This window comes from Cupriavidus sp. MP-37 (assembly GCF_020618415.1).
Classification (GTDB): domain Bacteria; phylum Pseudomonadota; class Gammaproteobacteria; order Burkholderiales; family Burkholderiaceae; genus Cupriavidus.
On sequence record NZ_CP085345.1, the window covers coordinates 1,529,058 to 1,543,504 of the forward strand.

General features: G+C 68.7%; 13 protein-coding genes. 5 read left to right on the forward strand and 8 right to left on the reverse strand.

Features of this window, described 5'->3' with window-relative positions; all coding sequences use genetic code 11:
- Nucleotides 1–49: 49 nt before the first annotated feature.
- From LIN44_RS23275 to gudD, 3 genes are all read right to left on the reverse strand, one after another.
- Nucleotides 50–1,048, reverse strand: a complete 999-nt coding sequence (locus tag LIN44_RS23275) for a tripartite tricarboxylate transporter substrate binding protein (RefSeq protein ID WP_227314631.1) — start codon at nt 1,046–1,048, stop codon at nt 50–52.
- 98 nt (nt 1,049–1,146) lie between these two features.
- Nucleotides 1,147–2,169, reverse strand: coding sequence for a tripartite tricarboxylate transporter substrate binding protein (locus tag LIN44_RS23280; protein ID WP_227314632.1), 1,023 nt, complete (start codon nt 2,167–2,169; stop codon nt 1,147–1,149).
- Between the two features lie 90 nt (nt 2,170–2,259).
- Nucleotides 2,260–3,615, reverse strand: a complete 1,356-nt coding sequence (gene gudD, locus LIN44_RS23285; RefSeq protein WP_227314633.1) for a glucarate dehydratase — start codon at nt 3,613–3,615, stop codon at nt 2,260–2,262.
- 160 nt (nt 3,616–3,775) lie between these two features.
- Here gudD and LIN44_RS23290 point away from each other — a divergent pair, with 160 nt between their 5' ends.
- A complete protein-coding gene (locus LIN44_RS23290; RefSeq protein WP_227314634.1) occupies nt 3,776–4,543 on the forward strand; it encodes a FadR/GntR family transcriptional regulator in 768 nt (255 codons plus the stop codon).
- 76 nt (nt 4,544–4,619) lie between these two features.
- Here the strand turns inward: LIN44_RS23290 and LIN44_RS23295 are convergent, their stop codons facing one another.
- Nucleotides 4,620–5,249 (reverse strand): response regulator transcription factor, encoded by a 630-nt coding sequence (locus LIN44_RS23295; RefSeq protein ID WP_227314635.1) that lies wholly within the window; start codon nt 5,247–5,249, stop codon nt 4,620–4,622.
- A 302-nt stretch (nt 5,250–5,551) separates the two neighbouring features.
- Between LIN44_RS23295 and fusA the strand changes: the two genes are divergently transcribed.
- Both fusA and LIN44_RS23305 read left to right on the forward strand, forming a co-directional pair.
- Nucleotides 5,552–7,660, forward strand: coding sequence for an elongation factor G (fusA, locus tag LIN44_RS23300; RefSeq protein ID WP_227314636.1), 2,109 nt, complete (start codon nt 5,552–5,554; stop codon nt 7,658–7,660).
- A gap of 190 nt (nt 7,661–7,850) precedes the next feature.
- A complete protein-coding gene (locus LIN44_RS23305; RefSeq protein ID WP_227314637.1) occupies nt 7,851–8,276 on the forward strand; it encodes a PRC-barrel domain-containing protein in 426 nt (141 codons plus the stop codon).
- Nucleotides 8,277–8,473: 197 nt separating this feature from the next.
- Here LIN44_RS23305 and LIN44_RS23310 read toward each other — a convergent pair whose 3' ends face one another.
- From LIN44_RS23310 to LIN44_RS23320, 3 genes are read right to left on the reverse strand one after another with little or no spacing between them, the layout of a single operon-like run.
- The gene (locus LIN44_RS23310; RefSeq protein WP_227314638.1) at nt 8,474–8,824 is read right to left on the reverse strand and encodes a DUF3325 domain-containing protein; all 351 of its coding nucleotides are present in this window, start codon (nt 8,822–8,824) and stop codon (nt 8,474–8,476) included.
- The gene (locus LIN44_RS23315; protein ID WP_227314639.1) at nt 8,821–10,461 is read right to left on the reverse strand and encodes a PepSY domain-containing protein; all 1,641 of its coding nucleotides are present in this window, start codon (nt 10,459–10,461) and stop codon (nt 8,821–8,823) included. Before LIN44_RS23315 ends, LIN44_RS23310 begins: the two co-directional genes overlap by 4 nt.
- Nucleotides 10,461–10,757: a DUF3649 domain-containing protein gene (locus tag LIN44_RS23320; RefSeq protein ID WP_227314640.1), complete on the reverse strand. Its 297-nt coding sequence runs from the start codon at nt 10,755–10,757 to the stop codon at nt 10,461–10,463. The genes LIN44_RS23315 and LIN44_RS23320 overlap by 1 nt, the downstream gene beginning before the upstream one ends.
- 334 nt (nt 10,758–11,091) lie before the next feature.
- Between LIN44_RS23320 and LIN44_RS23325 the strand changes: the two genes are divergently transcribed.
- The gene (locus LIN44_RS23325; RefSeq protein ID WP_227314641.1) at nt 11,092–11,790 is read left to right on the forward strand and encodes a hydrolase; all 699 of its coding nucleotides are present in this window, start codon (nt 11,092–11,094) and stop codon (nt 11,788–11,790) included.
- 182 nt (nt 11,791–11,972) lie between these two features.
- Here the strand turns inward: LIN44_RS23325 and LIN44_RS23330 are convergent, their stop codons facing one another.
- Nucleotides 11,973–12,890 carry a LysR family transcriptional regulator gene (locus LIN44_RS23330; RefSeq protein ID WP_227314642.1) on the reverse strand — a complete coding sequence of 306 codons (918 nt, stop codon included), beginning with the start codon at nt 12,888–12,890 and terminating at the stop codon, nt 11,973–11,975.
- Between the two features lie 236 nt (nt 12,891–13,126).
- On the opposite strand from LIN44_RS23330, the gene LIN44_RS23335 reads away from it, so the two are divergent.
- The gene (locus LIN44_RS23335) at nt 13,127–14,413 is read left to right on the forward strand and encodes an MFS transporter (RefSeq protein WP_227314643.1); all 1,287 of its coding nucleotides are present in this window, start codon (nt 13,127–13,129) and stop codon (nt 14,411–14,413) included.
- The last annotated feature ends 34 nt before the right edge of the window (nt 14,414–14,447 follow it).

The following is a 14,447-nucleotide window of genomic DNA, read 5'->3' on the forward strand; positions in this document are numbered from 1 at the left end:
CGCCCTCACCCCCGCCCCTCTCCCGCGCGCGGGAGAGGGGAGCAAACCATCAAGCCTCCAGCTTGATCCCCGCCTGCTTCACCACCCCGGCCCAGCGCGCCTGCTCGGCGACGAAGAACTTGCCGGTTTCGCCCGGCGTCATCGTCACCACTTCGGCGCCCTGCGCCACCAGCTGGGCGCGCAGGTCCGGCGCGCGGATAATGCGGATCAGTTCGGCGCTGATGCGCGCCACCATCGCGTCGGGCATGCTGGCCGGAGCCATCACGCCCTGCCAGGTGCCCGATTCGAAGTTGGCCACGCCCTGCTCGGCGATGGTCGGCACGTTCTGCAGCAGCGGCATGCGCGTGCGCTTGGATTGCGCGATCAGCTTGAGCTTGCCCGACTGCACATGCGGCAGCGTGGCGAGCATGCCGTTCATCAGCACCTGGGCGCTGCCGCCGACGGTGTCGGCGATGGCCTGCGAGCCGCCCTTGTACGGCACGTATTGCCACTTGGCGCCGGTGGCCTGCTCCACCGCCACGCCGGCCAGGTGCGGCGCACTGCCGATGGCGGTCACGGCGAAGTTGAGCTGGCTGCGCTGCGATAGCGCCACCAGGTCCTTCACGCTGGCCACCTGCACCGACGGATGCACCACCAGCAGGTGCGGCGAGTACGCCAGCATCGACACCGGCTTGAGATCCTTGGCGATATTGAAGGTCAGCTTGGTGTAGACCGACGGGCTGATGGCCAGCGCGCCGATATCGCACAGCAGCAGCGTGTGGTTGTCGGTAGCCTGTGCGACCAGCGCCGCGCCGACGTTGCCGTTGGCGCCGGGGCGGTTGTCGACCACCACCGACTGGCCCAGCGCCTCGCCCAGCTGCTTGCTGATCAGGCGCGCGATGATGTCGGACGAGCCGCCGGCGGTGTACGGCACCACCAGGCGGATCGGGCGGTTCGGCCAGTCTGGCGCGGCGTGCGCCGCCGGGGACAGGCCGGCGAGCGGCCCCGCGGCAAGGCTGGCGGCCAGTGCGGAGGATTGCTTGAGGAAGTTGCGGCGTCCGTGGGTCATGCTGAGGTCTCCAGTCGAGGGCGCGCGCCGGCGCGGCACGATGCACGTGCGGGGCCGGCGCGGTCGGTGCTTTGGTATCGGGTTTTATGCGGCGGCGATCAGTCCAGCGAGATCTTGCCCTTCTCGATCACGGTCTTCCAGCGCTGCAGCTCCTGCGCCTCGAACTGGTTGAACTGCTCGGGGGTATTGGCCACCACCTCGAAGCCGCTCTCGGACAGCTTCTGGCGCATCTTCGGATCGTTCAGCGACGACACCAGCGCGCCGTGCAGGCGGCTCTTGATCTCCGGCGGCAGGCCGCGCGGCGCGGCCACACCCTGCCACGAGTAGACCTCGACCTCCTTGAGGCCGGCCTCGGCCATGGTGGGCACATTGGGCAGCACCGGCGAGCGCTTGTCGGAAGTCACCGCCATCGCCTTGAGCTTGCCGGCGCGGATATGCTGCAGCACCGCGTTGACGTTCTGGAACGACACGTCCACCTGACCCGCCAGCAGGTCGGAGATGGCCGGGCCGCCGCCCTTGTACGGCACATGCAGGCCGTCGGTGGCGCTCTTCTGCCAGAACAGCGCCGCGGTCAGGTGGTCGGACGAGCCCGCGCCGGACGAGGCAAAGCTGACCTTGCCCGGGTTCTTCTTCATGTAGGCCACCAGTTCCGCCAGCGTGTTGGCCGGGAACTGCGGGTTGGCCACCAGCACGTTGGGTGCGCGCACCGCCACGGTCAGCAGGTCGAAGTCCTTGGCCGGGTCATAGGCCAGGTTCTTCTGCAGGAACGGATTGACCGCATAGACGCCGATCGACGCCACCATCATGGTGTAGCCGTCGGCCGGGGCGCGCTTGACGTAGGTGGCACCGATGGCGCCGGTCGCGCCGGGGCGGTTGTCGATCACGAACGGCTGGCCCAGCTTCTCGTTGAGCGGCACCGTCAGCATGCGCGCGATGGCGTCGCTGGAGCCGCCCGGCGGGAACGGCACCACCACCGATACCGGACGTTGCGGCCAGTCCTGCGCCGCGGCGCCGGCCGGGGCGCTGAAGGTCAGGGCCGCGACCGCGGCGACCGAGCCGAGCGCGAAGGCGCGCAGCCAGTAAGGCAGGCGCGGCGCGCCCTGGCGTTGAAAGGTGTACATGGTTGTCTCCTGCAGTGTTTTGATGAGAGAGGCCTGCCGCGCCGGGATGGATGACGGGCAATGGCCGTTGGCGTCGTCGCCGGTGCCGGGTCAGCGCACCATGCACGGCGCCTTGTTGTTGAACTTCCAGCCGGGGATCAGGAACTGCATCGCCGCGGCGTCGTCACGCGCGCCCAGGCCCTTGCGCTGGTACAGCTCGTGCGCGCGCGCCAGCGCATCCAGGTCGAGCTCGACGCCCAGCCCCGGGGTCTTGGGCACCTGCACCAGCCCGCCTTCGATCTTCAGCGGGTTGCGGGTCAGGTGCTCGCCGTCCTGCCAGATCCAGTGCGTGTCGATCGCGGTGACGCGGCCCGGCGCAGCCGCGGCCACGTGGGTGAACATCGCCAGCGAGATATCGAAGTGGTTGTTCGAGTGCGAGCCCCAGGTCAGGCCCCATTCGGCACACATCTGCGCCACCCGCACCGAGCCCTGCATGGTCCAGAAGTGCGGGTCGGCCAGCGGGATGTCGACCGATTGCAGCCGCACCGCGTGGCCCATCTGGCGCCAGTCGGTGGCGATCATGTTGGTGGCGGTGGGCAGGCCGGTGGCGGTGCGGAATTCGGCCATGATCTCGCGGCCCGAGTAACCGTCTTCGGCGCCGCACGGGTCTTCGGCATAGGCCAGCACGCCGCGCTTGTCGCGGCACAGGCGCACGGCTTCCGCCAGCGACCACGCGCCGTTGGGATCCAGCGTGATGCGCGCCTTGGGGAAGCGCTCGGCCAGCGCCAGGATCGCTTCCATCTCTTCGTCGCCGCGCAGCACGCCGCCCTTGAGCTTGAAATCGTTGAAGCCGTAGCGCTCATACGCCGCTTCGGCCAGGCGCACCACGGCCTCGGGCGTCATCGCCACCTCGTTGCGCAGGCGGAACCACGCGTTGTCCGCGTCGGGCTCGGTGCGGTAGTCGAGCGTGGTGCGCTGGCGGTCGCCGATATAGAACAGGTAGCCCAGCATCTCCACCGCGTCGCGCTGCTGGCCTTCGCCCAGCAGCGCGGCCACCGGCACTTCCAGGTGCTGGCCGAGCAGGTCGAGCAGCGCCGCCTCCAGCGCCGTGACGGCGTGGATGGTGATGCGCAGGTCGAAGGTCTGCAGCCCGCGGCCGCCGGCGTCGCGGCTGGCAAATTCCGCGCGCACGCGGTTCAGCAGGGCCTGGTACTGGCCGATGGGCTGGCCCACCAGCAGCGGGCGCGCATCTTCCAGCGTCTGGCGGATGCCTTCGCCGCCCGGCACTTCACCCACGCCGGTATGGCCGGCGCTGTCGCGCAGGATCACGATATTGCGCGTGAAGTACGGGCCATGGGCGCCGGACAGGTTCATCAGCATGCTGTCATGCCCGGCGACGGGCACCACGGTCAGTTCGGTCACGACCGGGGTGTGGGCGGGCGCCATGGGGGTGGCGGTATGGCTCATCTCAGGACTGTCTCCGGCATTGCCGCGGGAGGACGATCCTCCACCCGGGCGACTGTGTTGCGTATGTTATCTGTCATCGTATGACTGATAACCCAGTATAATGAGGCAATCTCGGGCCGGTCAAGTCCGGGAAACCCCGCCCGTATCCATACTAGCTGCCATGCCGAACGCCCAGCCTCTCGCCCCGCCTCCCGCCTCCAGCCCCGCCCCGTTGCGGCGCCGTGGACGCACCCTTGCCGAGGAGGTCGTACAAGCCCTGGGCGAGGAGATCCGCCAGGGCCAGCTGAAGCCCGGCGACAAGCTGCCGACCGAATCGGAGATCATGGCGACCATGGGCGTGAGCCGCACCGTAGTGCGCGAAGCGCTGTCGCGGCTGCAGGCCAGTGGCCTGGTGGAGACCCGCCACGGCATCGGCACCTTCGTGCTGGAACGCGCGGCCGAGGCGCCCTCGCCGTTCCGGATCGGGCCGGACGCGCTGGGCACGGCCATGGACGTGATGGCGATGCTGGAATTCCGCGTCAGCGTGGAAGCCGAAGCAGCCGGCCTGGCGGCCGCGCGCCGCAGCGAGGCGCAACTGGCGGCGATGCGCCAGGCGCTGGACGAGCTCAAGCACGGCGCCGGCGCCGGCAATGACGCGGTGGAAAGCGACTTCGCCTTCCACCTGGCGATCGCGCGCGCCACCGGCAACCGCTATTTCACCGACATCATGGGCCACCTGGGCACCATGGTGATCCCGCGCAGCCGCCTGCAGGTCAGCACCCCCGAGCGCGTGCAGTACCTGGAACGCGTCAGCATCGAGCACGAGAACATCTACGACGCCATCGAGCGCCGCGACCCCGACGCCGCCAAAGCCGCCATGCGCATGCACCTGACCAACAGCCGCGAGCGGCTGCGCAAGGCGTCCGGCTCGGCCAGCCCGCAAGGCTGAGGCGGGACGCGCATGCGGCGGGCATGCGCCGACAAGTCATACGATGTCTAATGAATGGTGACGCCGGCCGCCGCGACTATGGCGTCAGCCGGCAACGGCGCGCGAAGTCGACCAGTTCGACCAGCGAAGACACCTGCAGCTTGTTCATGATGCGGGCCTTGTAGCTGCTGACGGTCTTGTTGCTGATAAAGAGGCTCTCGCTGATGGCCTTGTAAGACATGCCGCGCGCCAGCATCTGCAGCACCACCAGTTCCTTGTCGGACAGCCGCCGCAGGATCTCGTCGTCGGCCGACATCGACTGGCGCGGCGCGCCGCCGCGGCCCAGCACCGGAAACACGGTATAGCCGGCCAGCACCGCCTCGACCGCGCGCAGGATCTCCTTGATGTCCTGGGTCTTGCTGACGAAGCCCTGCGCGCCGGCCTGCCAGGAGCGGCTGACGAACACGGCCGGGTCCAGCGCCGTCACCACCAGGATGCGCACCTGCGGATGGATCGCGCGCAGGCGCGGCGCCACGTCGAGCCCGCTCGAGCGCGGGATGTCGAGGTCGAGCAGCACCAGGTCCGGCATGCGCGCGCGCACCATTTCGATCGCGCATTGGCCGTTGTCCGCCTCGATCACCTCGTCGACGCCAAGCAGCTGCGACAGATGGTGCCGAAGCACCAGCCGCATCGCCGGATGGTCGTCAACGATCAGGATGGTTGTCATGCGCGGGTCCCAGGTTCGAGGCAGGCATCGGGCCCGGGCAGCATCCCGGCACGAACGGGAAAGCAGGAACAGCGCACGCCGGTACGCGATGCCACGCCAGTATAGGGAGCGGCAAGCGCGCACAGGATGGGAGGAATCCGCATCGGTTGCAGCGAAAATCCTAGGCCGGCCTCAGACGCGCAGCGCGGCGCGCGGGGCCGCGCCGGGGGTGCGTGTCCCTGACCGCGGCAGGGACAACGGCAAGCAGCCAGTGGTGCTACTCTATTCGGGCGTGCTTCATCGATCCATCCATGGAGAACACTGTGCCCCGCAAGACCCCCATCGAGCGCTACCGCAATATCGGCATCAGCGCGCATATCGACGCCGGCAAGACCACGACGACCGAGCGCATCCTGTTCTACACGGGCGTCAACCACAAGCTGGGCGAAGTGCACGACGGCGCGGCCACCATGGACTGGATGGAACAGGAGCAGGAGCGCGGCATCACCATCACCTCGGCCGCCACCACCGCCTTCTGGAAAGGCATGGCCGGCAACTACCCCGAGCACCGCATCAACATCATCGATACGCCCGGACACGTCGACTTCACCATTGAAGTCGAGCGTTCCATGCGCGTGCTGGACGGCGCCTGCATGGTCTACGACGCCGTCGGCGGCGTGCAGCCGCAATCCGAAACCGTCTGGCGCCAGGCGAACAAGTACGCGGTGCCGCGCATCGCCTTCGTCAACAAGATGGACCGCGTCGGCGCGGACTTTTTCCGCGTGCAGGCGCAGATTGCCGACCGCCTCAGGGGCCGCGCCGTGCCGATCCAGATTCCGCTGGGCGCCGAGGACCACTTCCAGGGCGTGGTCGACCTGGTCAAGATGAAGGCCATCGTCTGGGACGAGGCCAGCCAGGGCGTGCGCTTCGAGTACCAGGACATTCCCGCCGAGCTGCTCGCGACCGCGCAGGAATGGCGCGACAAGATGATCGAGGCCGCCGCCGAGGCCGACGAGGCGCTGCTGAACCAGTACCTGTCGGGCGAGCCGCTGAGCGAGGCCCAGATCAAGCAGGGCCTGCGCAAGCGCACCATCGCCAACGAGATCGTGCCGATGCTGTGCGGCAGCGCCTTCAAGAACAAGGGCGTGCAGAGCATGCTCGACGCGGTGATCGACTACCTGCCGTCGCCCGCCGACGTGCCCGCCATCCTGGGCCATACCGAGGACGACCGCGAAGCCGAGCGCCACCCCAGCGACGACGAGCCGTTCGCCGCGCTGGCCTTCAAGATCATGACCGACCCCTTTGTCGGCCAGCTGATCTTCTTCCGCGTGTATTCCGGCGTGGTCAACTCCGGCGACAGCGTCTACAACCCGCTCAAGGGCAAGCGCGAGCGCCTGGGCCGCATCCTGCAGATGCACGCCAACGTGCGCCACGAGATCAAGGAAGTGCGCGCCGGCGACATCGCCGCGGCGGTGGGCCTGAAGGAGGCCACCACCGGCGACACGCTGTGCGATCCCGACAAGGTCATCATCCTGGAACGCATGAGCTTCCCGGAGCCGGTGATCTCGCAGGCGGTGGAGCCGAAGACCAAGGCCGACCAGGAGAAGATGGGCATCGCGCTGAACCGGCTGGCGCAGGAAGACCCGTCGTTCCGCGTGACCACGGACGAAGAGTCCGGGCAGACCATCATCTCCGGCATGGGCGAGCTGCACCTGGAAATCCTGGTCGACCGGATGCGGCGCGAATTCGGCGTCGAGGCCTCGGTCGGCAAGCCGCAGGTGGCGTACCGCGAGACCATCCGCCAGCCGGCGCGCGACGTCGAGGGCAAGTTCATCAAGCAGTCGGGCGGGCGCGGCCAGTACGGCCACGTGGTGCTCAACCTCGAGCCGATGCCGCATGGCGGCGGCTACGAATTCGTCGACGCGATCAAGGGCGGCGTGGTGCCGCGCGAGTTCATCCCGGCGGTGGACAAGGGCATCCGCGAGACCATGCAGTCGGGCGTGCTGGCCGGCTACCCGGTGGTCGACATCAAGGCCACGCTGGTGTTCGGCTCTTACCATGACGTGGACTCGAATGAAAACGCGTTCCGCATGGCCGGCTCGATGGCGTTCAAGGAAGGCATGCGCCGCGCCCGGCCTACGCTGCTCGAGCCGATGATGGCGGTCGAGGTGGAGACGCCGGAGGAATTCACCGGCAACGTGATGGGCGACCTGTCCTCGCGCCGCGGCATGGTGCACGGCATGGAAGACATCGCCGGCGGCGGAGGCAAGATCGTGCGCGCCGAAGTGCCGCTGGCGACCATGTTCGGCTACTCCACCACGCTGCGTTCGCTGACGCAGGGCCGCGCGACCTTCACCATGGAGTTCAAGCACTACGCCGAGGCGCCGGCCAATGTGGCGGAAGCGGTGATCTCGGCGAAACGAGCCGGCTGAGGCAGCGGCGCGGGCCAGGGGTGCCGGCGCCGGATGCGTTGTTTTTGCAAGCCACGCGAAAGAATTACCGCCGCCGGGGCTGCAGCGCTCGCCGCCGCGCGGCAATCCACGTGGAAATCACGCCAAAGCGGCGCAGGCATGGTCATTGCGCGCGCCAAGCATTCCACCGTCTCGCGACAAGGAGCACAGCATGCAAACCCAACCTCCCAGCAGTCAAGGCGCAGCCATCGTCGGTTCCGGCGTGGGCGAAGGCCCCGGTCCGGAAGTGATGGCGGCTTCCAGCCTGGATGGCACCAAGGCCTATTCGTCCGACGGCGAGCATGTCGGCAAGATCTCGGAGATCATGCTGGACGTGCCGCACGGCCGCATTGCCTATGCGGTGCTGACTACCGGCGGCTTCCTCGGCATGGGCGATACGCTGCACGCCATCCCGTGGAACGCGCTGGTCATGGATACCGACGAAAAGTGCTTCCGGATCGCCGTGACGGCTGACCGGATCAAGTCCGCGCAGGGCTTCAACAAGGACAGCTGGCCGAGCATGGCCGACCCGCAGTGGGGCAAGTCGCTGCACGAATACTACGGGCGCGACCCGTACTGGGTCTCTCCGCCGCTGTAATCTGACTGCAGCACGTTGCGGACAAGGCCGCGAGGGCGCCGGGACCGGCGCTTCGCGGCCTGCTTGCATTGCGCGGGGTGATGCCCGGCCCGCTGTGTTCACCTCGGGCTACGCCGACCGCGCCATCGATACCCACGAGGCGCTGGCGCGAGCTGAGCGCGCCGCGCCGCAACCTGTCGGCTCAGCCGCTCAGCCGCTCAGCCGGCAAGCAGCCAGCCGGCGCCCGCGCCGGCCAGCCCGATGAGCGCCACGCCGGGCAGCAGGCGCTGCACCGCGCGCGGCGCGTAGGACAAGCCCAGCGCCACGGCGATGGCACTGGCCGTCAGCGTGCCCAGCCACGACACCGTGCCCAGCGGCCCGCCCTGCGCGGCGATATGCAGCCCCCACGCCAGCGCCAGCGCCAGTGCGCCGGCCAGGCGCAAACGCGCCACCGCGCCGCGCGACGGCATGCTGCCGCGGCCATGGATATCGGCATGGTGGCGCTCGAGCGACAGCGCCAGCGCCGCAAACCCGGCCAGCGACAGCGCCACTGCAGCCAGCGCGTTCATGCGGCCTCCTGCGTGCCGGCGGCGACGTTGCGCGGACGCGAGGCCATGCGAGCGCCAGCAGCTTGGCGGCGGCCCGTGATCCATGCGGCGGCGCCCAGCGCCGCGCCTAGCGCCAGCGACACCAGGTCGAAGCCGGCCACCGCGGCCGGTCCGCGTCCCTGCAGCAGCGTCACGCCCAGATGCGACGTAGTGGTCAGCGCATTGAGCAGCGGGATGGTGCCGAACAGCGCCGCGCCCGCCCACAGCTGCGCGCGCCACATGCCGCGCGTGGGCCGGCACAGCGCCAGCAGCGCGCACGCGGCCCAGGCGATGAAGAACCAGCGGATCTCGGCCTCGGGCCGCTGCGCCATCGCCACCGGCAGCAGCCGGTTGGCCCAGAAGTAGCTGGCAAACGCCACCGGCAGGCCTGCGATCGCGCCGATGTTGAGCGCCTCGACCAGGCGCAGCCCGAACCCGGGCCGCCCCCGCGCAGCGATCGCCCTGGCCTGCTGCTGGCGCGTGCGCACCGCCCACAGGATCGCGCCGGTGGCGACCATGGCGGTGCCGGCCAGCCCGCACAGGAAGAACAGCGCGCGCAGGCCCGGGGGCGCAAAGCTGGCGATATGCAGGCCGGCCATGACGCTGCGCGTCAGTTCGGCGGCGGACTTGTCCTCGGCATAGGTGCCCAGCAGGGCACCGCTGGTGCCCGCGAATTCGAGCGTGGGCGGATCGTGCGCGAGCGTATCGGGCTCGGCGCGCGACAGCGTCACGGTCGCGTTGGCATCGCCCGGCAGGCTCACCACGATGCGGCGCACCTGCCCACCCTGCCACGCGCGCTCGGCCTGCGCCATCATCGCTGGCACGCTGGCAAGCGGCGCGGCCGTGCCCGCGGCCTTGGGCGGCAGCGGGCGCAGCCTGGTCTGCGCCTGGAAGGCGCGCTGGTCGCCGCCGTACGCCGCCTCGACACCCCACGGCATGTACATGAACAGCAATGTCACCAGCCCGGTGTAGGTGATCATCAGGTGGAACGGCAGCGGCAGCACCGCCAGCGCGTTGTGCGCATCGAGCCAGGAACGCTGGCCCTTGCCTCGCCGGAACGTAAAGAAGTCGGCAAAGATGCGGCGGTGGGTGATCACGCCGCTGACGATCGCGACCAGCATGAACATGGCGCAGAAGCCGGCAATCCAGCGCGCCCACTTGGCCGGCATGTAGTGCAGGTCGAAGTGCAGCCGGTAGAGGAATTCGCCGCCGCGGGTCTCGCGCGCGGCCTGCAGCGGCGCGCCGGTGGCCGGATCGAGCAGGCGCGTGTCGAAGCGGCGCGGCTTGCCGTCGGCATCGCGGGGCGCCTGGCCCGGCTTGTAGGTCCACAGCACGTTGACTGCGTCGCGCCGCGCATCCGGCAGCGTGATAAACCAGCGCGCGGCACCCGGCGCCTCGCGCTCGAGGTAGCGCAACGCGTTCTGTGCCACCTGCGCGGCCGGCACCTGCGCGGCATCTATGGGCGCGGTGCGATGCAGCTCCGGCCGCATCCACAGCGAAATCTCTTCCTTGTAGTAACTGGCGGTGCCACCGCAGAACATCAGGAACAACACCCAGCACACCAGCAGGCCGCTCCAGGTATGGAGCCATGCCATCGACTGCCTGAACCCTGCGCGCATCACGCCCCCCGCCCGAACGCCAGCATGGCCGACAGCAGCGCGGCCGGCAGCGCCAGGCCCGCCCACGCGCGCCAGGCGCTACGCACCGCAAACACCCACACCGCCGCGCCGGCATAGATGGCGAACGACAGCAGCGTCGCCGTGGTCACGGCATCGTGCCGCGCCATCGGCAAATAGAGCGCCAGCACCGCAGTCGCCAGCGCGGCCAGCCCATAGCCGCCGGCAATAGCCGCCAGCGCACGCGCGCCCACGCCCGCGTGATAGCGCCACCCGCCCGCCTGCAGCGCCTTGCTCACGCCGGCACCCGCAGCGCCGCGCGCGCGGCGGCATTCCCAGCGCGATCGGCGTGGTGGAGAGAACAAAGATGGCAGGCGGGGGCGGCGGGCATGGCGCGATGCGGGCAGGGAACGACCACAAATGATAACAATTCGCATTTCCAACCTCAAGGCAATCCCTGGCCGGCCGCGAAAGAGCGCGCGATCCTTTTATCAATTTTTTTGAATAAGACTGACAATGCATGTCGACGGATACTGTCACGGTGTTCGCTATAGTTCTGCACATGGCTGCGCTACACCACAAACAGCGCCGCTACAGACAATCAACAATTTTGAATCGTTTTGGGAGAACATCATGTCGAACGCCAAGCTTGAAGTCCTGACCCCGCGCAACAGCCAGCTGATCATCATCGACCACCAGCCGCAAATGGCCTTCGGGGTCCAGTCGATGGACCGCCAGACCATGAAGAACAACGTGATCGGGCTGGCCAAGGCGGCCAGGGTGTTCGACGTGCCGACCACCATCACCACGGTCGAGAGCGATTCGTTCTCGGGCTATACCTACCCGGAATTGCTGGATGTGTTCCCGGGCAAGCAGGCCCTCGAGCGCACCTCGATGAATTCGTGGGACGACCAGAAGGTGCGCGACGCCCTGCAGGCCGCCGGCCGCAAGAAGGTGGTGGTGGCCGGGCTGTGGACCGAAGTCTGCAACACCACCTTCGCGCTGAGCGCGATGCTGGAAGGCGACTACGAGATCTACATGGTTGCCGACGCCTCGGGCGGCACCAGCAAGGAAGCGCACGACTACGCCATGCAGCGCATGATCCAGGCCGGCGTGGTGCCGGTGACGTGGCAGCAGGTCCTGCTGGAGTGTCAGCGCGACTGGAACAACCGCGACACCTATGACGCCGTCACGGGCATCGCCAAAGAACACTCGGGCGCCTACGGCATGGGCATCGACTACGCCTACACCATGGTGCACAAGGCCGCGCAACGCACCGCCACGCCGCACGAATCGATCGCCCCGGTCCATGCGCCGGTGATCGAGCGCTGATCCGCGCCACCGGCATCTGACAGGAGACCACACCATGAACCCAAGCCGAAGCCTTGCCCATGGCGCGCTGCTGCTCGGATGCTGGCTGGCCATCGGCACCTCGAGCCTGGCCGCCGCGGCCATCGTCGCGCAGACGCTTGCCTGAGCGGCGCGTGCGCCGCCGGCAAGACGCCGCGGCCAGGCTAGCGCTGGCGCGCGAACATCGACATATGCCGGCCGATATGGTCGAGCAGTTCGAGCGCTGCCGCGGGCAGGGGCCGCCCCGCCTTCACCAGCAGCCGGGCCTGCGTACCCAGAAAGAGGGGATGGTCCAGCGGCACCACCGCCAGCGTGCCCGCCGCGATCTCGCGGTACGCGGCGAATTCCCCGATCAGCGTCATGTACTGGTCGTAGGCGACGAACTGCTTCAGCGCGGTCAGTGAGTTGCTGACCAGGGTCGCGCGGATCGAGACGTTCTCGGCGAACTCGACCATGCGCAAGGCATGGCCGACGCCAAACGATGCCGGCATCATGGCCAGCGGATAGGCCTGCAGGTCGGCAACGCTGGCCGCTCCGCCGCGCAGCGCCAGCGGGTGGTCCGGCCTGACCAGCAGCACCACCGGCTGCGACGCGCTGGCGCGGTACGCGATGCGCGGGTGCGGCGGCGGGTTGTAGGCCAGGCCGATATGCGCGCGGCTTTCCGCCACTTCCTCCAGCACGCCATCGACCGCCAGGATGTCCATGCGGATATCCAGGCGCGGATAGCGCGCACAGAACCGTGCCAGCACCTCGTTGACGAGCAGGTCGACATAGCCCTCGCTCAGGACCAGCCTGACCTCGCCTTGCTGCAGCCCCTGCAGCGCATGCAGCTGGTCTTCCAGCTTCTCCTGGTGCGAGCGGTAGCCGCGCCAGAACTCCAGCAGGTGCGCCGCCGCGGCGGTGGGCCGCAGCCCGCGTGGCTCGCGCTCGAACAGCAGCGCGCCGAGTTCTTCCTCCAGCAACCGGATCTGCCGCGTGATCACCGAGGGCGAGGTGTTCAGGCTGTCCGCCGCGCCGCGGATGGTGCCGTGCGCCAGCACTTCACGGAAGTATCGCAGCCGCTGCTGATTGATCTCTCGCATGTCGAACGCCCGTTCCGCCGTTTTTCCGCAGCGGTAACGATACCCGAACGCGCCTCGCCTTGCTTGCCACGGGCAGCGTGGGCCACCCGGATCGGTGCGTTGCCCGGAACAGAACGAAGTGTGGCCCGAGTTGCTGTTTGCGAGCCCGCCCGCGGCTGCCAGGATTCAGCCCACGAGGGACACGACCAAGCCCCACCGAGCCCCACCGGGCCGCAACCACACCGGAGACAGCAAGCATGCTAGCCATTCCTGACGCGGGCGCCATGGAGGGCGCTTCCAGCCTCTACAGCCGGATCAACTGGCGCCTGTTGCCCTTCCTGCTGGTCTGCTACCTGTTCGCCTACCTGGACCGGGTAAACGTCGGCTTTGCCAAGCTGCAGATGCAAAGCGACCTGGGCTTCTCCGACGCGGCCTACGGCGTGGGCGCCGGCATCTTCTTCGTGGGCTATGTCCTGTTCGAACTGCCGAGCAACCTGATGCTGCCGCGGGTCGGGGCCCGCAAGACTTTCAGCCGGATCCTGGTGCTGTGGGGGCTTACCTCGGCCTGCATGGTGTTCGTGCGGGACGTGCCGACGTTCTACGCGTTGCGCTTCTTGCTCGGCGTCTTCGAGGCCGGCTTCGCGCCCGGCATGATCTATTACCTGTCGTGCTGGTACGGGCCGCAACGCATGGCGCGGGCCATCGCCATCGTGTTCCTGGCGGGGCCGATCGGCGGCATCGTCGGCGGGCCGGCATCGGCGTGGCTGATGACCGCGCTGGCGGGCTATGGCGGACTGGCGGGCTGGCAATGGATGTTCCTGGTCGAGGGCCTGCCGTGCGTGCTGCTCGGCATGCTGGCGCTGTCGCTGGTGCCGGACCGCCCGGCGCAGGCGGTCTGGCTCAGCGACGCCGAACGGCGCCTGCTGGAAGCCGAACTGGGGCCGGTTGCCGCGCACAAGCATGGCTTCGGCGCTGTGGCCCGCGACCCCCGCGTCTATGTGCTGGCGCTGGCCTACTTCTGCATCATCGCGGCCATCTACGCCATCAGTTTCTGGCTGCCGACCATGATCAAGGCGCAGGGCGTGGACGATACCGTGCGGCTCGGCTGGTACGCGGCCATCCCCTATGCGGCGGCGGCGTTCGGCATGTACTACATGGGCCGCAAGTCCGACCGCTCGGGCGAGCGGCGCCTGCACTGCGCGGTGCCGGCACTGGCGGCAGCCATGCTGCTGGCCGCCTCGGTGCTGGCGGACGGCAGCCTGGTGGCGACGCTGGTGCTGCTGACGCTCGCCACCATGGGGCTGTGGATGGCCTACACCGTGTTCTGGGCCATGCCGGCCGAATACATCCAGGGCCCGGCGGCGGCAGGCGGCATCGCGCTGATCAACACCATCGGCCTGTCGGGCGGCTTCTGGGGGCCGGCCACCATCGGCTGGACCAAGACCGCGACCGGCAACCTCCATCTCGGCATGCTGATGATGGCTGCGCTGCCGCTGCTGGCGGCCATCATCATCCTGTGCAACAAGCTGCCCGCGCGCCGCTGATGCGGCCTCGCGCCGCCGTGATCCCAACCCTCAC